The following is an 18979-nucleotide window of genomic DNA, read 5'->3' as shown; positions in this document are numbered from 1 at the left end:
TCAGCGGCGCGACTAGGGCGCCGCGACGGCGAGGTTGACGAACTTCTCGCGCTGCATCCTGCCGAGCAGCGAAGCGAGCTCGTCCTGGCTCATCGCCTTGTCGAACTGGAGGCGGAACATGCCGCCCTTGGCATCGCCGATGATCGAGGCCTGGTAGCTGTCGAGCAGTGCGGTGATGTCGCCGACGCGGGCCTCGGGCGTGAAGCGCACCAGCGCGCGCGCCGGCGGAACGGTCGTGCCGAGTTCGCGTGTGATCGGACCGCTGGTCGAGACCGAAGCGGTCTGGAAGGTCGCGGGCTGGTTCTTCATCAGCACGGCGCCGATGATTCCGGCCTGCAGCATCAGCGCGATGGCACCGAGGCTCGCCGACCACGCCAGCGTGCGCGGCGACAGGCTCGCGAAGAAGGTCGAAATGCGCGCCGACAACGGCAGCGAGCCGCTCGCCCGCGCCGGCTCGGCGTCGATCGCGGCGAACAATTTCTGCATCGCGCGCGCCGAGGGAGCCCCGAGGCTCTCGTTCAGATGGATGGTCTCTTCGTACTCACCGCGGATCGCGGCATATTGCCTGGCAAGTTCGGGATCGCGCGCCAGCGCTTCCTCGACCCGCCGCGCATCGCGCGCGTTCAGCGTGCCGGCAGCGTGCCACGGCAGCAGCAATTCAATTTCACCGGGCTCTTGCTCCAGCATCTTCTTGCTCAAAGCCATCATGGCCAGCCTCGCTCAACGCCGGCTGCCTTCAGCAGTTCGGCCAATTTCTTGCGCGCATAGAACAAGCGCGTCTTCACGGTGTTCTCCGGTATCCCGACGATTTCGGCCACCTCTTCCACGGACTTCTCGTGGTAGTAGACGAGATCGACGATTTCCCGGTGGTCCGGCGAGAGGCCCGTCAGACACTCCCGCAACGCAGCACTGGTATCCTTCTTCTGCACCGCCGTTTCCGGATTGTCGGACGTATCCTCGATCGCGTTGGCGGCGTCTTCGTCCAGTTCAAAATCCTTCCTGCGCCGGAGCGCAGACAGGGCCTTGAAGCGGGTGATTGCCAGCAGCCAGGTAGAAACGGCGGATCGGCCCTCGAACTTGCCGGCTTGACGCCAAACGTCGAGAAACACCTCGCTGATGAGGTCTTCCGCCGCCTGCTCGTCCCGCACGAGCCTTAGCCCGAAACGATACACCCTGACATGGTGCCGCCCGTACAGCACCTGCATGGCGAGCCGGTCACCTTGAGCGATCCTGGCGATCAGGACCTCGTCCGAAGCCGCCTGTGTCACGCTCAATGCCCGTCTCGCAAAGTTGGTCGGGTCGGCGCGGCGGACGGTTCGACAGAGGGGGCAAAATTGTTCAGGGTACCGCAGTCATACGGGCGCCTGTGTGATCCACCCCACATACGCGTATTTTTCTTGTCCCACCCGCAGCCATCGGCCGCTTTCATCCAGATCGGTAACATAATACTGTAATACTTCCCAGCGGAACGCCTGTCCGGCACAGGCCGACCTCGTCCGGTTCCATAGCAGTCCTGCACGACATATGTCTCGCCAAGCCCGGCTTAGGCTCGATCGCATCGCAAAAGGACGCCCGATCGCCAGCAAAATTTCTCCCCCGAGCCTGCCACCTTGTTCTGCGCTGCACGGTTCGGATTCGGTTTCAGAGGATACCAAACATAAAGGCTTGCCACGTAGATTTTTACGCTGACATCACCATTGGCGGGACCATGAGCACGGCCGCGACGTCCTTTCCCGAGAGGAATGCCGCTGAGGTCGCGGATCTCGTGCTCTCGCCCGAGGTGGCGGCCCCCGAAGTGCTGGCGCGCCGGGCCCGGCAGCGCCGCCAGATGTATATCGGCCAGGTGGCGAGCTATTCGCTGGGCGCCTCGGTCCTGTTGCTCTACGCCTATGCCGGCGCGGTCGCCATGGCCGTTCCGTCGCTGTTCTGGCTCGGCGGCCTCCTGATTATCGGTACGTTCACCGTGCTGTCGGAAGCCGGCTTCGGCGACCGGTTCGAGGATCATTACCTCACCGTCTTTCAGATCTCGGCGCATATGGCGCTGCAGCTGGTGTTCCTGCTCGCCGTGCCCACGGTCGGGGTCACGTTCATCGCCGTGCTGTTTCTGATTTTCGCGTTCGGCACGCTGCGGATGACCTCGCGCCAGGCGATGCTTACCTGGGGCCTTGCCACCGGCGGGCTCGCCCTGGTCTTCCTGGGCTCGGACCTGCCGATCGGACTTCCGGTTGCGACCCGCCTCGAGCGAACCGCCTCGATGCTCTGCTTCGTGCTGGTAATCGGCCAGTGCGCCTTCCTCGGCCTGTTCGGCGCCACCCTGCGCAAGATCCTCTACCGGCGCAGCATCGAGCTGAAGGCCGCCTATCAGCGCATCGAGGAATTGGCCGAGCTCGACGAACTCACCGGTTCCTACAACCGCCGCTGCATCATGCGGCTTCTCGACGCCGAGATCGAAAAGTCGCGGCAGGCATCGACGCCATGCGCGATCGCGCTGATCGATCTCGACTGGTTCAAGCGCATCAACGACGCCCATGGCCACCCCGTCGGGGACGAGGTGCTGCGCACCTTCGCGATCACCATGTTCGCCAACATCCGTCCGGCCGATTGCTTCGGCCGCTATGGCGGCGAGGAATTCCTGCTGCTGCTGCCGGACACCTCGGGTGACGCCGCACAGCGCATGCTCGAGCGCTTGCGCTGCATCGTCGCCGATCTCGACTGGAGCGCATTCTCCCTGAATATGCACCTGACCATTTCCGCGGGCGTCGTGACGCTGCGCGACGTCGATACTGCCGACACGTTTCTCGCGCGCGCCGATCGCGCGCTCTATTCCGCCAAGGCGCAAGGGCGCAACCGCATTGCAACGAGCTGACCGATCCATTTTTTCCCGCTGCGACAGAAGCCGCCGCCGGACCGAGCGCTCCAGGACAGGGCCATGAGATCCAGATCCGCAAAGACATCCGAGAATTTGCTCGAGGAACTGCAGACCGCGCTGTCGCACGGCACCGTCGCGCGCCGGGTCGAGACGCTGCGCCGCGTCACCGATCTGTTCGTGGGCAACGCGGTGGACTATTCCGACGACCACATCCGCGTGTTCGACGACGTATTCCAGTGCCTGATCGAGCAGATCGAGACCTCGGCCAGGGCGCTGCTCGCCGACCGCCTCGCGCCGATCGCGGCCGCGCCGCCGAAAATCATCCGCACGCTCGCGCTCGACGAGGTCATCGAAGTCTCCGGCCCCGTGCTGTCGAGATCGGAACGGCTGGACGAGACCACCTTGATCGAGATCGCGCGCACGCGAGGCCAGGCGCATCTCAAGGCGATCTCGCTGCGGCGGGTGCTGTCGGAAGCGCTGACCGACGTGCTGGTAACGCGCGGCAACGAGGACGTGGTGCAGTCGACCATCAGCAATCCGGGCGCGCAGCTTTCCGAGGGAAGCCTCACCGACCTCGTCAGCCGCGCCGAACGCGACGATGACCTCGCCACCTGCATTGGGTTGAGGCCCGATCTGCCGCGCCATCACTATCTGAAGCTGATCGCGAAGGCGTCCCTGAGCGTGCGCCGCAAGCTCGAGGCCGCGCATCCGGAGCTCGTGAACGAGGTGTCGAGCGTGGTCCAGGAAGTGGCTCAGCGGGTCCGCGCCGCCGCCATGACCAAGCAGACCGAGATGGCGCGCGCGCTGGTGAAGTCGCTGCACGAGGACGGCCGTCTCAACGAATTCCAGGTCACCGCTTTCGCCGAGCAGGGCAAATTCGACGAAACCAATGCGGGGCTCGCGGCGCTCGCGGGCGTCGCGGTCGAGACTGCCGAGACCATGATGATCGAAAGCCGCACCGAGGGCGTGATGGTCCTCGCCAAGGTCGCGGGCATGTCCTGGCCCAGCGTGCGCGCCATCATCGCCATGCGCGAGAAGCTCTCCGGCGGCTCGCAGACCGACATGCTGACGCTGCGCGACGCCTACGAGGCCCTGCGCAGCTCGACCGCGCAGCAGGTGCTGCGCTTCCACCGCATGCAGCTGGGTGCAACGCCGGTAGCGTGAGGCGCGACTGAGCAAGCGTCACGCGGCTCGCCCCTCGAGCGTGACCTTTTTGTGAAACGCACGACGCTCCCTCGCGAAGAGCTGGCGCGTGCGGGATCATGCTCCATGGCCTTCTTCCCAGGGGCATGCCATCTATGGCGCAGCGCTTATGGCGTCGGCGATTTTTTTGTTTTAGCGTTCCGGAGGATTTCGTCCCGGGGGGGCCCGTTGCATTTTGTCAAACCGATAACACGGTCAGAACTTGAGCTTTGGCGTTTTCAGAGTTTGGCATTGTGGGGAGCGTGCGTTGGCGCCGTGGCAGCTGGCCTCTCGGCCTATCTGATCCTGAATGCCGCCAAGCCGGACCTTGCCGTAAACCTGGCACTGGACTTTCCAGTCGTTCAATCAGCTGTTCCGAACGGCGAAGCCGTCAAACGCGCCGAGAAAATCTTCTATCTCCTGTTCTACGGTTTCGGCGCCGCCGCAGCGTTTGCTGCCCTCAAGCTGCGAAAGTTCTTCGAAGGGAGGTCGCTCGTTCCGTTCTACCTCTCGTCTGTGATCATCATCACAGAACTGCATCCGTTCCTGCGGGCCACGTTCGAGCCGAGATTTCAAGCGCTCGCGCTGACCGCCATGGTCGCCGCCGGCTTCATCCCGTTCGTGAAGCGCTTCCCGACCCGCATTCACATCAATGGCGATGCCGAAGCCAGACCGATCGGGCTATTCGAATTTGGATGGGTCGATGCAGTGCTGATCGCTGCACTGCTGGCCCTGATCCTGCCCATGGACGTGCAGGGCATGGCCACGCGGGCGGCCGGCGGCAATCATCCGGTCTCCTATCTGACAGGGCCGGCGCTCTATCATTTCGCAAAGGGCCTGGTGCCCGGCCGCGACTTCCTGGCGTTCTACGGATATGGCCCGCCTTACTTGTTGAGCAGGTTCCTCACCGCGGACGCCAATGCCCTGTATTGCCTCTACATCAGGTTGATTGCCGGAAGTCTCGTGATCTTCCACGTGTCGGCCTATTGGGTGCTGCGGGACTTCTTCCAGAACCGGGCGATGCCTTTCGTCCTGGCGTTCGTGTTTCTCGCCTTGTGCCAGTACGCCGACGGCGATGCTTTCGGCGGGCCGTCCGCGCTCGCGATCCGGTACATGTTCGTGTTCATCGCCGTGGGCATCCTGGCGCGTCTCATGGTGAAACCGTCCGGTTGGTTGCTGGTGGCGCTGTCCGCCGTCTGCGGCGTCTCGATCTTTTGGAACACCGAAACCGGGATCTATACCTGGGCCGTGGCTTGCGCGGCGCTATGCGTGCGGTTGCTGGAGCGGCGCCGTTTTTGGGAGGTCGCGGCTTTCACCGGCATGTCGATCGTGTTCCTGCTGGGATTGTTCGTTGCCGCATTCGGCCCGGCGGTCCTTTCAAAGGACTTCCTGTACGTCTTCCTCACCCCGCTCGGTCTGCACAGCTTCTCGAACTGGGTATCGGTAACCCTGATCTGGCAGCCCGGCTTCGGAACGGTCTACCAGATCGTCATGCCCGCGATCGCCATCGGCACGGCGGTGAGCGTCGCCGGCGCGTGGACCGGCTCACGCACCGTCGAGCGCGCTTACCTGCTGGTTCTGTCTCTCGTCGCGCTGGTTTTCATGACCAAGTGGGTGAACCGGTCGCTCGATGCGGTGTGGCAGCAGAACGCGTTTGCTTATCTTGCCGTTGGCGCGTGGTGGGGCCGATCGGCATTTCGCGCCGCTGTCGGCCGAACAAAGTCGCAATTGGTGCCGGCAATGTCGCTAGGAGCGGTCGCCGTCGTCTCGGTCGCCGTGCTTCTGAGCGCGCAGGATCGGCGACAGCATGTGACGATCGGGCTGCGGTCGTATTTGCAGTATCCGAGCATCGCCAGCTTCAGATGGAAACCAAGCGCGGGCCCAATCAAGGTCGCACTCGACGCCAGCGACGTCGAACTGGTCAACAGGGTCCTGCCCCCCGGCGGCCGCATGCTGCTGTTGTCGGACCAGGATTGGCTCGTTCTTCCCGCTCTCGGCCGTGCCCCCAAGAGCGACTTCATGCCCTTCCGGGACATGTTCAGCCGAGACCAGGTGATCAGGAGCTTTGCCGGAGCCGACTATTTCTTTTTGGAACGCGGCGCGACCAACCAATATGATTGGTTGAAGGAGATGGTCGACCAGATCTTGCAGGAGCAGTTCGAGCACTCCGAAGAGTCGACCCGGTTCATCCTCTATCGCAGGAAGTCATGACGCCAAGCTCGCGCGGGTAGTTGGAGCGCTGACGACGGACCGCGCGGCCTGGCTGGCGCGGTCAGTATCTCAGGACTTTCGACCCGACCGCCGCGCCGATCGCCGTCACCAGCGCCGCCGCGAGCGTATACCAGGTCGCGACGAACAGCGGCGAATCGTCGGTGCAATGCGAGGCATAGAGCGTCGCGGCAAGCCCGGCCGACACCAGGCCGGCGAGCGCTCCGGCAAGCGCCGGGCGCGACGGCGCGCCATGGCGCAGGCCGAACAGCGCCCCCGCAAGCAGCGGCAGCGACATCGCCGGAATCGCGACCAGGCACACCCTGGAGTTCTTGCCCATCAAGCGCATCGTCATCGGCATGGCCGGCGCCATCATCGCCTCACTGCCGATCGCGACCGCGAGCAACCCGACGGGAAGCAGCAGCAGCCAGCCCCAGCCACGCAGCAGAGCTTCGGGACGCGACAGATGCAGGCTGACGATGATCGCGGGGATCGCGAGCGACAGCGTTACCGCGAACTTCATGTCGAAGAACGGGTTGTGCATGGCCGTCATCACGTCCGGCCGCACGCCGAGGAACGTCGCGAAGATCGTGATCGACAAGGGCGCGGCCACCAGCAGCGCCATGGTCAGCATGGAGCCGACGCGCGGCGTGCGATGAGTGTTGTCGGCTGCGAGCGAGCGGATGAGTTGATCAGTGTCCATGACTAGGGGTTCCGCAGTTTGGTCGTCAGCGCCGCAAGTCCGCGATGGAGTGCGACCCGCACCGCGCCCTCGCTCATCGAAAACTTCGTCGCCGTGTCCTTGATCGAGGCGCTCTCGACCGCGATCGACTGCAGCACGTCGCGCTGGCGCTGCGGCAGGGTGTTGAGCTGGGCTGCGACCTCGCCCGCGGAGGCCGTTTGCTCGGGCGCCTCGCCCGGCAGGGTTTCGGCGAAATCGTCGATGTTGACGAAGACGCGTCTGCCGCGCCGGCGCAGCGCGTCGATCAGCTTGTTGCGGCCGATGGCAAACAGCCAGGGCGCGAAGGGGGCTTCGCTGTCCCAAGTGTGCCGCTTCAGATGCACCGCCAACAGAATCTCCTGCACGATATCCTCTGCCTGATCGGGAGGCTGGCCTGCCCGCGCCAGGCCTCGCCTCGCGGCCGCGCGCAGCACGGGCGTGACCGCCCTCAACAGGCGATGATACGCCGCATCATCGCCAGCCATGGCCGACCGCATCAGGCCGGTCCATTCGTCCTCACGTCCGCGCACGCGCGCCCCTCACAAAGCAATTCGGCCGTTCGTTCAATTTGTTACGCCAGCCCGACGAAATCACGAATTCGTGATCAACCTCGGGCCTCGCGACCGATCCGTCCGTCAACGTCTGCGACGGCTCATAACAGAGATTGGCGCCTCCCGCACCCGGCGGCTGGCTCCATGGATGCCGACTTGCCCCGGTTTTGCCCGGTGTAGCCCGAAGATTCCCATTTTCTGCCCCGCTGTCGTCACGCCCCAGGGTCTCTGTTCGCTCCCGGGACGGGCGGAATTGGGGAGATCATCACCATGATGAAAGCCAGCGGGCGCGCGGCCCTGATTGTTCTGGCCGGGCTTTTGTTACTGTTCAGCAGCCTTGCACAGGGAAGCCTTGCACAGGCGGCACCAGCCTCAGCCGCAAGTAAATCGGACAGCGCGGGCAAGCAGGCCGATGCGGCCAGGCCGAGCAAGCACCGACGCCACGAGTCACGCCGCAACGGCAGCAGCAAGACGGCGCAGAAATCCGCTGACAAGACTGATGCTCCGGCAAAGGACGAGCCGAAAGCCGACAGCAAGGCCGACGCCGACGCGGCGGCCTCGAGCCAGATGCCGCCGGCAATCGCCAACGCCAATGCGCAGCTCGCCACCGCCGATACACCGACTGCGGCAGCGGCCTCCGCGATGACGGACCGCGCCAACGGCAATGTCCAGGCAGCAGCCGATAATACCAACGCTGCGAATGTCGAGAGCCAGAACGTCGAGAATCAGGTCGTCGCCCCCGATCAGCTCAACGACATCGACCGTGCCGCGCAACAGGACAGCCCGCCGGCGCAGAAGGCGGTGATTGCCGCAACCGAGGCGCAGCCCCGGCCGGCGCCGGTGATGGCGAGCAGCCAGCAGAGCTCGGCCTGGGACCAGAGCTCCCTGATCGGCAAGATCTTCATCGGCGTCGGCACGCTGCTGACGCTGGCGTCCGCCGCGCGCATGTTCATGGCGTGATCGCTGGCCTGAATTCCCAGGCTGAATTCTTAGGCTGAATTCCTGGCCTGACTGCCCGGCTAGAGAGACCGCCACCGGAACGCGCAGCCCGCTGCATGTTCCGGCGGCCCTTAGCCCCTTGAAGCCCATCGCGCCAGCGGGCACATTGCCCGCCGGATCAAAAGCGTGGGTGGAGCATGAGCACGTTCGAACACATCATCGTCGAAAGCAAAGGCGCGGTCGGCATCATCAAGCTGAACCGGCCGAAGCTGCTCAACGCGCTCTCCTTCGGCGTCTTCCGCGAGATCGCAGCTGCCGTCGACGACCTCGAGGCCGATGAGGCCATCGGCTGCATCGTCGTGACCGGCAGCGAGAAGGCCTTTGCCGCCGGCGCCGACATCAAGGAGATGCAGCCGAAGGGCTTCATCGACATGTTCTCCGAGGACTTTGCCGCAATCGGCGGCGACCGCCTCGCGCGTTGCCGCAAGCCGACTATCGCGGCGGTTTCCGGCTATGCGCTCGGCGGCGGCTGCGAGCTCGCCATGATGTGCGATTTCATCATCGCCGCCGACACCGCCAAGTTCGGCCAGCCCGAGATCACGCTCGGCACCATTCCCGGCATCGGCGGTACCCAGCGCCTGACGCGCGCGATCGGCAAGTCCAAGGCGATGGACCTGTGCCTCACCGGGCGCATGATGGATGCGGCGGAAGCCGAGCGAAGCGGCCTCGTCAGCCGCATCGTGCCAGCCGACAAGCTGATGGACGAGGCGATGGCGGCGGCCGAGAAGATCGCCGCAATGTCGCGCCCCGCGACCGCGATGGCCAAGGAAGCGGTGAACCGCGCCTTCGAGACTACGCTCAGTGAGGGCATGAGCGTCGAGCGCAACCTGTTCCACTCGACCTTCGCGCTGGAAGACCGCTCCGAGGGCATGGCGGCGTTCATCGAGAAGCGCAAGCCGGTGAACAAGAACAGGTAATCCCGGCGCACGGTCAGGCTGGTGTAAGGCTGCACCGCGTTCCCGCAGAATCCCTGTGACGAAGCTGCAACAAGCACGGATTTCATGGGGGTTTTCCCCGCGGCAGTTTGCCTGCGGGACCTCGGCTGGTTAAACAGTTAAGAGGCCACCGTCGGCGGGGGCGGACAGCCGGGTTAAGCGAGATTACATGATTGGGCGTACCGCCAGAGCTGGTCGCGAGATGACGCGGCATCGATCAGGCGTGGGTCCTGCGCTTGCGACGTGGACCGCGCTGGTTCTGTGCTGCGCCCTGCCCTCCGCCGCCTCGGCCGAAGCCCTGCCGGAAGCGCTCGCCAAGGCCTACCAGACCAATCCACAGCTCAATGCCGAACGTGCGCGACAACGCGCCACGGACGAGAACGTGCCGCAGGCCCTCGCTGGTTACCGGCCGCAGATCGTGGCGAGCCTCAGCGCCGGCCTGCAATCGGTGCGCAATCTGCTGCCCGACAACACCATCCAGACCGGCAATCTGAAGCCGTGGATCATCGGCGTCACCGTGACGCAGACCCTGTTCAACGGCTTCCGCACCGCCAACAACGTGCGGGCAGCCGAGCTCCAGGTACAGTCGGGCCGCGAGGCGCTGCGCAATGTCGGCCAGGGCGTGCTGCTCGACGCGGTTACCGCCTACACCAACGTGCTCGCCAACCAGTCGCTGGTCGAGGCGCAGCGTTCCAACGTCGCCTTCCTGCGCGAGACGCTCTCGGTCACCCAGCGCCGCCTCAACGCCGGCGATGTCACGCCGACCGACAGCGCGCAGGCCGAAGCGCGCCTCAACCGCGGCCTTGCCGATCTCAACGCCGCCGAAGTCGCGCTTGCCATCAGCCAGGCGACCTATGCGCAGGTGATCGGCAATGCGCCGTCGCAGCTACGGCCCGCCGAGGCGGTCGACCGCTATCTGCCGAAGAGCCGCGACGACGCGATGACGATGGCAATCCGCCAGCATCCGGCGGTGATGGCTGCCAGCTTCGACGTCGATGTCGCCTCCACCAACATCCGTATCGCCGAAGGCACCCTGCTGCCGAGCGCCACCATCCAGGGCAGCGCCAGCAAGAGCCGCAATAACGATCCGACGCTTGGCACCTTCGCCGAGGACCAAGCCTCGATCGTCGCCAATATCACCGCGCCGATCTACGACGGCGGCCAGGCCGCCGCGCAGACCCGGCAGGCCAAGGAGATCACGGCGCAGAGCCGGCTCGTGCTCGACCAGGTCCGCAACCAGGCGCGCACGGCGGCCGTGAGCGCCTGGGTCGCCAATGAAGGCGCCAAAATCACCGTGTCGGCCTCGGAATCCGAAGTGAAGGCCGCGACCGTCGCGCTCCAGGGCGTGCAGCGCGAGGCCGCCGGTGGACAACGCACCACTGTCGATGTCTTGAACTCGCAGGCCGATCTGATCCAGGCCAAGGCCCGCCTGATCGGCGCCAACCGCGACCGCGTCATCGCCTCCTACACGCTGCTCAGCGCAGTCGGCCATCTCGACGTCAAGACGCTCAGCCTGAACACGCCGGACTATCTGCCCGAGGTGCACTACCACCAGGTCCGCGACGCCTGGCACGGGCTGCGCACGCCGTCGGGGCAGTAGCTTCAAATCGTTGGGCGGGTTGCCGATGAAAAGCCGCCGCATCCATCTGACGGGCGCTTCCGGCTGCGGCGTGACGACGCTGGGGCGCGCGCTGGCCGGCCGCCTTGCGCTGCCTCATCACGACACCGACGACTACTTCTGGCTGCCGACCGTGCCGCCCTACCAGACGACGCGACCTGCCGCAGATCGCCTGCGCCTGATGCGCGAGATGTTTCTGCCGCGTCCCGATTGGGTGCTGAGCGGAACCGCCACCGGCTGGGGCGACGAACTCGTCGCTTATTTCGACCTCGTCGTTTTCGTGGTGACGCCGCGCGAGCTGCGATTGGAGCGCTTGCGGGCCCGCGAGGCCGCGCATTTCGGTGCTGACGCCGTTGCGCCCGGCGGCTGGCGTCATGCGGAGACTGAAGCCTTCGTCGAATGGGCGTCGCATTACGAAGCCGGTGACCGCGACGGCCGCAGCCTCGCAAAGCAGGAAGCCTGGCTCGCGGGCCTGCCCTGCCCGACGTTGCGCGTCGACGGCTCACGCCCGCTTGCGGACCTCGTCGAGCAGCTATGCAGCGAAGTGAGGCGGTTGCCAGGCTGATGTGATAGTGTCTCGGCATCGTCGTTCAATAACGAAGCAGGGAGAGAAACCATGCTCAGCCGACGCGGCGTCCTGTTCGCCTCCCTTGCCGCCGGAGCAGCCATGACCAACAAAGCCCACGCACGTGCCTCGCAGCCCGCAACGCCGGTCGATTTCGACGTCCCGCCGCACGCCTGCGACTGTCACACCCACGTCCATGGCGACGTCGACAAGTTTCCGTTCTTCGCAGGGCGCGTCTATACGCCGGAGCCGGCGAGCCCGGAAGAAATGGCCGCCCTGCACAAGGCCCTGCATATCGAGCGCGTGGTGATCGTCACCCCGAGCGTCTACGGCACCGACAATTCCTCCACCCTGTTCGGCATGAAGGCGCGCGGCGCGACCGCGCGCGGAGTGGCCGTGATCGACGACAAGACCACCGAGGCGCAGCTCGACACGATGCAGCAGGACGGCTTCCGCGGCATCCGCATCAATCTGGCGACCGGCGGCATCAGCGATCCCGATGTCGGCCGCGCCCGCTTCACCGCCGCCGTCGAGCGCATGAAGGCGCGCGGCTGGCACGTGCAGCTCTATACGACCCTGCCGATGATTTCCGCGATCAAGGAGCTCGTGCTGGCCGCGCCCGTGCCCGCCGTGTTCGACCATTTCGGCGGGCTCGAGGCCTCGCTCGGGCTGGAGCAGCCGGGATTTGCCGACCTGGTCGCGCTCGTCAAATCCGGCAAGGCCTATGTGAAGATCTCCGGCGCCTATCGCTCGTCGAAGCTCGCGCCCGACTACCAGGACATGGTGCCCTATGCACGGGCCCTGATCGCGGCGAATGCGGACCGCGTCGTCTGGGGCACCGACTGGCCGCATCCGGATTCCAGCCATGTCGAGGGACGCAAGCCCACCGACATCGCGCCGCTCTACCAGATCGACGACGGCCGCCTGCTCAACCAGCTTCCGGTGTGGGCACCGGATGCCGGTGTGCGCAAGAAGATCCTGGTCGACAACCCGGCACGACTCTACGGATTTTGACGGTCAGCGCGCGCGGCGCGAGAAGAACGAGATCAGGACCGGCAAGGTCACCAGGATCACGATCGGCGCCAGCATCATGCCGGTGACGACGACGACCGCGAGCGGCTTCTGCACCTGCGAGCCGATACCCTCGGACAGCGCCGCCGGCAGCAGCCCGACGCCGGCGACGACGCAGGTCATCAGCACCGGCCGGAGTTGAAGCTCGCCGGTCCGCACTACGGCGCTCATGCGGTCCATGCCCTCTTCGATCAGCTGATTGTACTGCGACAGGATGATGATGCCGTCCATCACGGCGATGCCGAACAGCGCGATGAACCCGATCGCCGCGGAAACGCTGAATGCCGTGCCTGATATCAACAGCCCTAGCACGCCGCCGAAGATCGCCATCGGGATCACGCTCATCGCGAGCAGCGTATCGGTCATCGAGCCGAAATTGAACCAGAGCAGCACGCCGATCAGCGCCAGCGAGATGGGTACCACGATCGACAGCCGCCGGATCGCGTCCTGGAGATTGCCGAACTCGCCGACCCATTCCATGCGTGAGCCCGGCGGCAGCTGCACCTGTTCGGCGATCTTCTGCTGGGCCTCGCTGATGGCGCTGCCGAGGTCGCGCTCGCGCACCGAGAACTTGATCGGCAGATAGCGTTCCTGCTGCTCGCGATAGATGTAGGCCGCGCCCGAGACGAGGCTGATGGTGGCGACCTCGCTCAGCGGAATCTGCGTGACGGTGCCGTTCGGCCCGGGCGCGCCGATGCGCAGATTCTGGATCGCCTCGGCACTGCGGCGGTACTCCGGCGCGAGGCGGACGATGATCGGGAAGTGACGATCGGAGCCTGGCTCGTAGAGATCGCCCGCCGTGTCGCCGCCGATCGCGACCTTGATGGTGGCGTTGATGTCGCCCGGCGCAAGGCCGTAGCGCGCAGCCTTGGCGCGGTCGATGTCGATCTGGACGGTCGGCTGCCCAAGCGAGGTGAACACAGCAAGGTCGGTGACGCCCTGCACCGTGGCCAGCACCGACTTGATCTTGTTGGCGGTGTCGGTAAGCGCCTGAAGGTCGCTGCCGAACAACTTGATCGAGTTCTCGCCCTTCACGCCGGAGACGGCTTCGGAGACGTTGTCCTGGAGATATTGCGAGAAGTTGAACTCGACGCCGGGAAAGCGATCATCGAGCTGCTTGAGCAGTTGCGCGGTCAGCTCTTCCTTGTCGCGGGTACCCGGCCATTGGCTGATCGGCTTGAGCGGCGCGAAGAACTCGGCGTTGAAAAAGCCGGCGGCGTCGGTGCCGTCGTCGGGACGGCCGTGCTGCGACACCACCGACTCGACCTCGGGCCGGGCTCGGATCACCTTGCGCATCTCGTTGACGTAGCTGTTGCCTTCCTGGAGCGAGATGGTCGGCGGCAGCGTGGCGCGAATCCAGAGATTGCCCTCTTCCAGCTTCGGCAGGAATTCGAGGCCGAGCAGCCGGCTCAGCGCCACCGTCATCAGCACGAGACCGACCGCACCCCCGAGCACGATGTTGCGGTTGGCGACCGCCCATTGCAGCAACGGCGAGTACAACCGGTGCAGGATCCGCATCACCCTGGTCTCGGTTTCCTCGACATGCGCGGGCAGGATGATCGCGGACAGTGCCGGCGTGACGGTGAAGGTCGCAAGGAGCCCGCCGGCCAGCGCATAGGCATAGGTGCGGGCCATCGGCCCGAAGATGTTGCCCTCGACGCCCGACAGCGTGAACAGCGGCAGGAAGGCCGCGATGATGATCGCCGCGGCGAAGAAGATCGAGCGCGAGACGTCGGCGGCCGCACTGAGGATGGCGTGGCTCTTCATGCCGAACAGCGTCTCATGGGACATATGCTCGGTCTCGGACATCGGCGTCGTCTGGGTCAGCCGGCGGAAGATCGCCTCCACCATGATGACAGTGGCATCGACGATCAGGCCGAAATCGATCGCACCGACCGACAGCAGATTGGCCGATTCCCCGCGCAACACCAGAATGATGACGGCAAAGAACAACGCGAACGGAATGGTGGCGCCGACGATCAGCGCGCTGCGCAAATCACCGAGGAAGATCCACTGCAACAGCACGATCAGCAGAATGCCGACCACCATGTTGTGCAGCACCGTGTGGGTGGTGAGTTCGATCAGGTCGCCGCGATCGTAGATGCGCTCGATGCGCACGCCGGGCGGCAGGATGCTGGAATTGTTGATGGTCTGAACGAGCTGGTGGACACGCTTGATGGTCGGCGAGCTCTGCTCGCCGCGGCGCATCAGCACGATGCCCTGCACGATGTCGTCGGACTCGTCGAGGCCGGCAATGCCGAGACGAGGCTTCTGGCCGACGGTGACGGTGGCGACGTCCTTGACCAGCACCGGATTGCCGCCGGTCTGCGCCACCATGGTATTGGCGAGATCGTCGATCGACCGGATCAGGCCGACGCCGCGCACGACGGCCGATTGCTGGCCGATATTGACGGTATTGCCGCCGACATTGACGTTGGAATTGCCGACCGCCTGGAGCAATTGCGGCAGCGTCAGGCCGTTGGCGACCAGCTTGTTGAAGTCGACCTGGAGCTCGTAGGTCTTGCTCTTGCCGCCCCAGCCGGTGACGTCGATGACTCCCGGCACGGCGCGGAAGCGGCGCTGCAGGATCCAGTCCTGGATGGTCTTGAGATCGAGCACGCTGTAGTTTGGCGGACCCACGAGACGGTAGCGGAAGATTTCGCCAATCGGGCTGAGCGGCGAGATCTGCGGCTGCACGTTGCCGGGGAGCGGCGCGAGCTGCGCCAGGCGGTTCAAAACCTGCTGCAACGCCTCGTCATAGGTGTAGGCGAACGAGAACTGAATCTTGACGTCGGAGAGACCGTACAGCGAGATGGTGCGGATGGTCGTGATGTTCTTCAGACCTGCGACCTGGGTCTCGATCGGGATCGTGATGTAGCGCTCGATCTCCTCCGCCGACAGTCCCGGTGACTGCGTCACGATGTCGACCATCGGCGGGGTCGGGTCGGGATAGGCTTCGATGTTGAGCTGATTGAACGCGATCAGGCCGCCGATGAACACGGCGACGAACATCCCGACCATCAGGAAGCGCCGGTTGACGGCAAGGGCGACGAGACGATCCATTCAGGTATTCAATTTTCTTGGGTCGTCGATCAGCTGCCGGACGCCGCGCGGTCGATGAACAGGCTGCCTTTGACGACGATCTGCTCGCCTGGATTCAGATTGCGGGTGACCTCGACGAGGTTGCCGTTGATCAGGCCGATCTTGATCTCGCGCAGCTCGACCGACTTGTCCTCGCGTGCGACCCAGAGGCGGACCTTGTCGGCCTCATAGATCAGCGCCTGCTTCGGCACCGCGGGCGCGGCGCGGTCGCCCGCCGAATAGATCGTGACGTTGGCGAACATCTCGGGCTTGAGCAGCCCGTCCTTGTTGTCGATGGTTGCGCGGACCAGCAGGCGGCGGGTGTTGGGGTCGATCGCGGCGGCGACGTAGTTGATCTTGGCAGTCAAGGGACGGCCCGGCAGCGCCATCACGTTGACGGTGATGTCCTGGCCGATGCAGACCGCAGCGGCATCGCTCTCGCGCACGAAGGCGGTGAGCCAGACCGTGGAGAGATCGCCGACCACGAAGACCGGATCGCTGGCGCCGGAATTGACATATTGGCCGGGGCCGATCTTGCGCTGCACGACCGTGCCTGAAATCGGCGAGTAGATCGTGATCTCCCGATCGATGACGCCCTTGTCCTGGAACGCCTTGATGGTCTCGTCGGTGAAGCCGAGGATGCGGAGCTTGCTGCGTGCGGCTTCAAGCGCGGTGGCCGAGGAGCGCATGTCGTTCTGTGCCTGGACCTGCGTCGCCTCCGCCTGCTGATAATCCTTCAGCGGAATGGCGTGGCCTTCGTAGAGATCCTTGGCGCGCCTGAATTGGATATCGGCAAGGTCGATTGCCGACTTCGCCTTGTTCTGCGCGGTCATCGCGGCGATGAAATCGTTCTGGGCCTGCACCGTGTCGGCGGCCTCGATCGTGAACAGCGGTTGACCCTGCTTCAACGTCTCGCCGGGCTTGGCGAGGAGCTTGGTGACCCGGCCGGCATAGGGCGAGAACACCGGCGTCGAACGGTCCTCATCGACGGCGACCTTGCCTTCAGTGACATATTCGGCGCGGAAGGCTCTCGCCTTGACCGGCTCGATCGTCAGCGATGCCCATTCCGACGGTGTCGGCGTGAAGTTCTGCGCATTCCTGCGCGACTGGCTGGAGATCTCGGAGTGCTTCTTGTCCTTGGATCCCGAAGCGAGGAAGCCGTAGGCACCGGCGCCGGCAAGGGCTAGTAGAACTACGGATGTGATCACCCGTTGCTTTGTAAGCACCTGCAATCGCTTGGTATTTTCAACTACCATAGAGCCCGGTCGTGTCTGCGACGATCTTGGCAGATGCTTGCCTCATCGGTCGCGCTAATAGTGCCGAATTGAGATTTCAAACAACCTAAAAAACGCTGCGCGCCTTTCGGTTTGCATTAAAATTTTGCGACATGTCAGCTTCACGTCAGCTTCGCGACGGCCACTGCGCCGGATGACTGCCGAGCGGCATTGCCGGCCGGCTCCATCGCGCCGGCGTCGCCGACAGCAGCGCCGCATGACGCACCGCCTTCAACATACCAAAGCCAGATGGCATGCTCTCGATGAACGCAGCATGTACGGCCTCGCCCGTAAGATCCGGAGTGTTCAGTCCGCCATCGAGGCGGCCGAGATTCCACAGCCATCGCCCGGTCTGCGCCAGTGACACGCGCACGTGCCAGCTGCCGCCTTCACGCACCTGGCGCATCTTCGCCATCATCGCGCCGAACGCCATCAGATAGCCGGTGGCGTGGTCGAGCATCTGCGCCGGCAATTCCTTCGGGCCGTCGATGCCGGCGGCCTTCCCTTCCGCATCGTTGAAGCCGGTGGTGGTTTGCACGAGGGAATCGAAGCCGCGCCGCTCGGCCCAGGGGCCGGTGTGGCCATAGGCCGACAGCGTCACGTAGACGATACCGGGACTGATTTTCGCTGCGTCCTCCGGCGAAAAGCCGAGGGCGGCAAGCGCACGCGGCCGATAGCCTTGCGAGAAGATGTCGGCGTCCATCAGGAGTTCGCGCAACTGCGCCCGGCCCGCCTCGCCCTTCAATTCGATGAAGGTGGTGAGCTTGCCGCGCCCGGTATCGATGGCGAGCCAGTCAATCGCGGGCAGCTCCGGTCCCGAGACGAGCAGCACATCCGCACCATGCGCGGCGAGCGTGCGGCCGGCGACGGGGCCTGCGATGACGCGGGAGAGATCGAGCACGCGGAGGCCCGCAAGCGGACGGTCGCCTTCCGGCCATGGCTTTGGCGGGGCTTCGCCGATCTTCTCGATCGAGATCAGCGGCAATTGCGCGAGTGCGCGCGCCTGCGGCAGCGCGGACCATTCGTCGTAGCTCCGCATCAGAGCGACCACGCCGCCCGCGGCATAGGCCGCAGTCTCGAAATCCTCGCCCCTCCATTGCATCAGCGCCGCCTGCACCTTGTCGCGCTCCGCCTCGCAAGCCAGTACCTTGCAGACGGCGTCGCGGTGATGCGGGAAGTTGGTGTGGCAGCGAACGAAGCGATTGTCGCCGGTTCGGTAGACGCCGGCGATGGCGTCCCAGGCCGGCGGCGGTGGCCTGTCGTCGACGCGGAGATAACGCTCGGAGCGGCATTCGGCGACGGCGTGGCGCAGATCGACGCTGACGTCCTGCGTCTGCCCGCTGCGCAGCCGCCAGATTTCAGCGGCGGCAAGGCCGGCCGCGGCAATGGTCGTCTGTCCGGCAATTGCGACGCGAAACGAGGAGGGAAGCTGAGGCTCCTCGCCGCTCAGCCGGACGCATCCGAGCGCCGGCACATCGCCACCGGCGGAGGTCCAGATGTCCTTGAGAATGTCGGCAGGACTTTGCATGGCCGCTTCTCTCCCCTAATTTTTCCGCGACAATCCATCAGCACATGAGGAATTGCAATGGCCGTCATCGACCCCCTTACCGCAGGAGCCGTGTTCATCGCAACGGCGGCCACAGACGCGGTCTATGTCATGTTCACTTCGGCCGTGATCGCGCGAAAACGCGTGCCGGCCGCGAACTGGAGCGCGGTCTGGTACCTGCTCTCCTCCTACGCCGTGATCAGCTATACCGAAAACGCCTTTTACGTTGCCTTCGCCGCAATCGGCTCCTGGGCCGGCGCCTATGCCTCGCTCACGTTCCTGCACCGCCCGCCCGGCGGCCCGCCGGTCGGCGCGGCGCCGGAGTGAGGAGGCCCATCCGCGTCATTGCGAGGAGCCCT

16 protein-coding genes are annotated in these 18979 nt (G+C 64.9%); 9 read left to right on the top strand and 7 right to left on the bottom strand.

The window, feature by feature from the left end; translation table 11 throughout:
• Positions 1-12: 12 nt before the first annotated feature.
• Positions 13-708 (bottom strand): hypothetical protein, encoded by a 696-nt coding sequence (locus CIT40_RS11470; protein WP_094896050.1) that lies wholly within the window; start codon positions 706-708, stop codon positions 13-15.
• Positions 705-1274, bottom strand: coding sequence for a sigma-70 family RNA polymerase sigma factor (locus CIT40_RS11465; protein WP_162307447.1), 570 nt, complete (start codon positions 1272-1274; stop codon positions 705-707). The genes CIT40_RS11470 and CIT40_RS11465 overlap by 4 nt, the downstream gene beginning before the upstream one ends.
• A 434-nt stretch (positions 1275-1708) precedes the next feature.
• Between CIT40_RS11465 and CIT40_RS11460 the strand changes: the two genes are divergently transcribed.
• From CIT40_RS11460 to CIT40_RS11450, 3 genes are all read left to right on the top strand, one after another.
• Positions 1709-2866 (top strand): GGDEF domain-containing protein, encoded by a 1158-nt coding sequence (locus CIT40_RS11460; protein WP_109862221.1) that lies wholly within the window; start codon positions 1709-1711, stop codon positions 2864-2866.
• Positions 2867-2929: 63 nt separating this feature from the next.
• Complete coding sequence (locus CIT40_RS11455) at positions 2930-4033, top strand: DUF2336 domain-containing protein (protein WP_094890535.1); 1104 nt, start codon at positions 2930-2932, stop codon at positions 4031-4033.
• Between the two features lie 105 nt (positions 4034-4138).
• Positions 4139-6262 (top strand): hypothetical protein, encoded by a 2124-nt coding sequence (locus CIT40_RS11450; RefSeq protein ID WP_148667192.1) that lies wholly within the window; start codon positions 4139-4141, stop codon positions 6260-6262.
• A 61-nt stretch (positions 6263-6323) separates the two neighbouring features.
• On the opposite strand, the gene CIT40_RS11445 is transcribed toward CIT40_RS11450, so the two are convergent.
• Both CIT40_RS11445 and CIT40_RS11440 read right to left on the bottom strand, forming a co-directional pair.
• A complete protein-coding gene (locus CIT40_RS11445) occupies positions 6324-6962 on the bottom strand; it encodes an NrsF family protein (protein WP_094890537.1) in 639 nt (212 codons plus the stop codon).
• A 2-nt stretch (positions 6963-6964) separates the two neighbouring features.
• Entirely contained in the window at positions 6965-7510 is a 546-nt protein-coding gene (locus tag CIT40_RS11440) for a sigma-70 family RNA polymerase sigma factor (protein ID WP_094890538.1), read from the bottom strand.
• 291 nt (positions 7511-7801) lie between these two features.
• On the opposite strand from CIT40_RS11440, the gene CIT40_RS11435 reads away from it, so the two are divergent.
• The 5 genes from CIT40_RS11435 (at position 7802) to CIT40_RS11415 (ending at position 12662) form a co-directional block, all read left to right on the top strand.
• Positions 7802-8491 carry a hypothetical protein gene (locus tag CIT40_RS11435; RefSeq protein ID WP_094890539.1) on the top strand — a complete coding sequence of 230 codons (690 nt, stop codon included), beginning with the start codon at positions 7802-7804 and terminating at the stop codon, positions 8489-8491.
• Positions 8492-8667: 176 nt separating this feature from the next.
• Complete coding sequence (locus tag CIT40_RS11430; RefSeq protein WP_094890540.1) at positions 8668-9447, top strand: enoyl-CoA hydratase; 780 nt, start codon at positions 8668-8670, stop codon at positions 9445-9447.
• 187 nt (positions 9448-9634) lie between these two features.
• Entirely contained in the window at positions 9635-11065 is a 1431-nt protein-coding gene (locus tag CIT40_RS11425) for a TolC family outer membrane protein (RefSeq protein WP_094890541.1), read from the top strand.
• 25 nt (positions 11066-11090) lie between these two features.
• A complete protein-coding gene (locus CIT40_RS11420; protein WP_094890542.1) occupies positions 11091-11648 on the top strand; it encodes a P-loop NTPase family protein in 558 nt (185 codons plus the stop codon).
• Between the two features lie 51 nt (positions 11649-11699).
• Entirely contained in the window at positions 11700-12662 is a 963-nt protein-coding gene (locus CIT40_RS11415) for an amidohydrolase family protein (protein WP_094890543.1), read from the top strand.
• Between the two features lie 3 nt (positions 12663-12665).
• Here CIT40_RS11415 and CIT40_RS11410 read toward each other — a convergent pair whose 3' ends face one another.
• The 3 genes from CIT40_RS11410 to CIT40_RS11400 all read right to left on the bottom strand — a co-directional run bounded on the left by CIT40_RS11410 (position 12666) and on the right by CIT40_RS11400 (position 18602).
• On the bottom strand, positions 12666-15782 hold the full coding sequence (locus CIT40_RS11410) for an efflux RND transporter permease subunit (protein ID WP_094890544.1): 3117 nt from the start codon (positions 15780-15782) through the stop codon (positions 12666-12668).
• A 29-nt stretch (positions 15783-15811) separates the two neighbouring features.
• Positions 15812-17056: an efflux RND transporter periplasmic adaptor subunit gene (locus CIT40_RS11405; RefSeq protein ID WP_094890545.1), complete on the bottom strand. Its 1245-nt coding sequence runs from the start codon at positions 17054-17056 to the stop codon at positions 15812-15814.
• Positions 17057-17201: 145 nt separating this feature from the next.
• Complete coding sequence (locus CIT40_RS11400; RefSeq protein WP_094890546.1) at positions 17202-18602, bottom strand: CoA transferase; 1401 nt, start codon at positions 18600-18602, stop codon at positions 17202-17204.
• Positions 18603-18659: 57 nt separating this feature from the next.
• Between CIT40_RS11400 and CIT40_RS11395 the strand changes: the two genes are divergently transcribed.
• Positions 18660-18947 carry a hypothetical protein gene (locus CIT40_RS11395; protein ID WP_094890547.1) on the top strand — a complete coding sequence of 96 codons (288 nt, stop codon included), beginning with the start codon at positions 18660-18662 and terminating at the stop codon, positions 18945-18947.
• The last annotated feature ends 32 nt before the right edge of the window (positions 18948-18979 follow it).

Origin of the sequence: Bradyrhizobium amphicarpaeae (assembly GCF_002266435.3) — a bacterium.
GTDB classification, from domain to species: Bacteria; Pseudomonadota; Alphaproteobacteria; order Rhizobiales; family Xanthobacteraceae; genus Bradyrhizobium; species Bradyrhizobium amphicarpaeae.
This window is presented reverse-complemented; position numbering and strand designations above follow the sequence as displayed.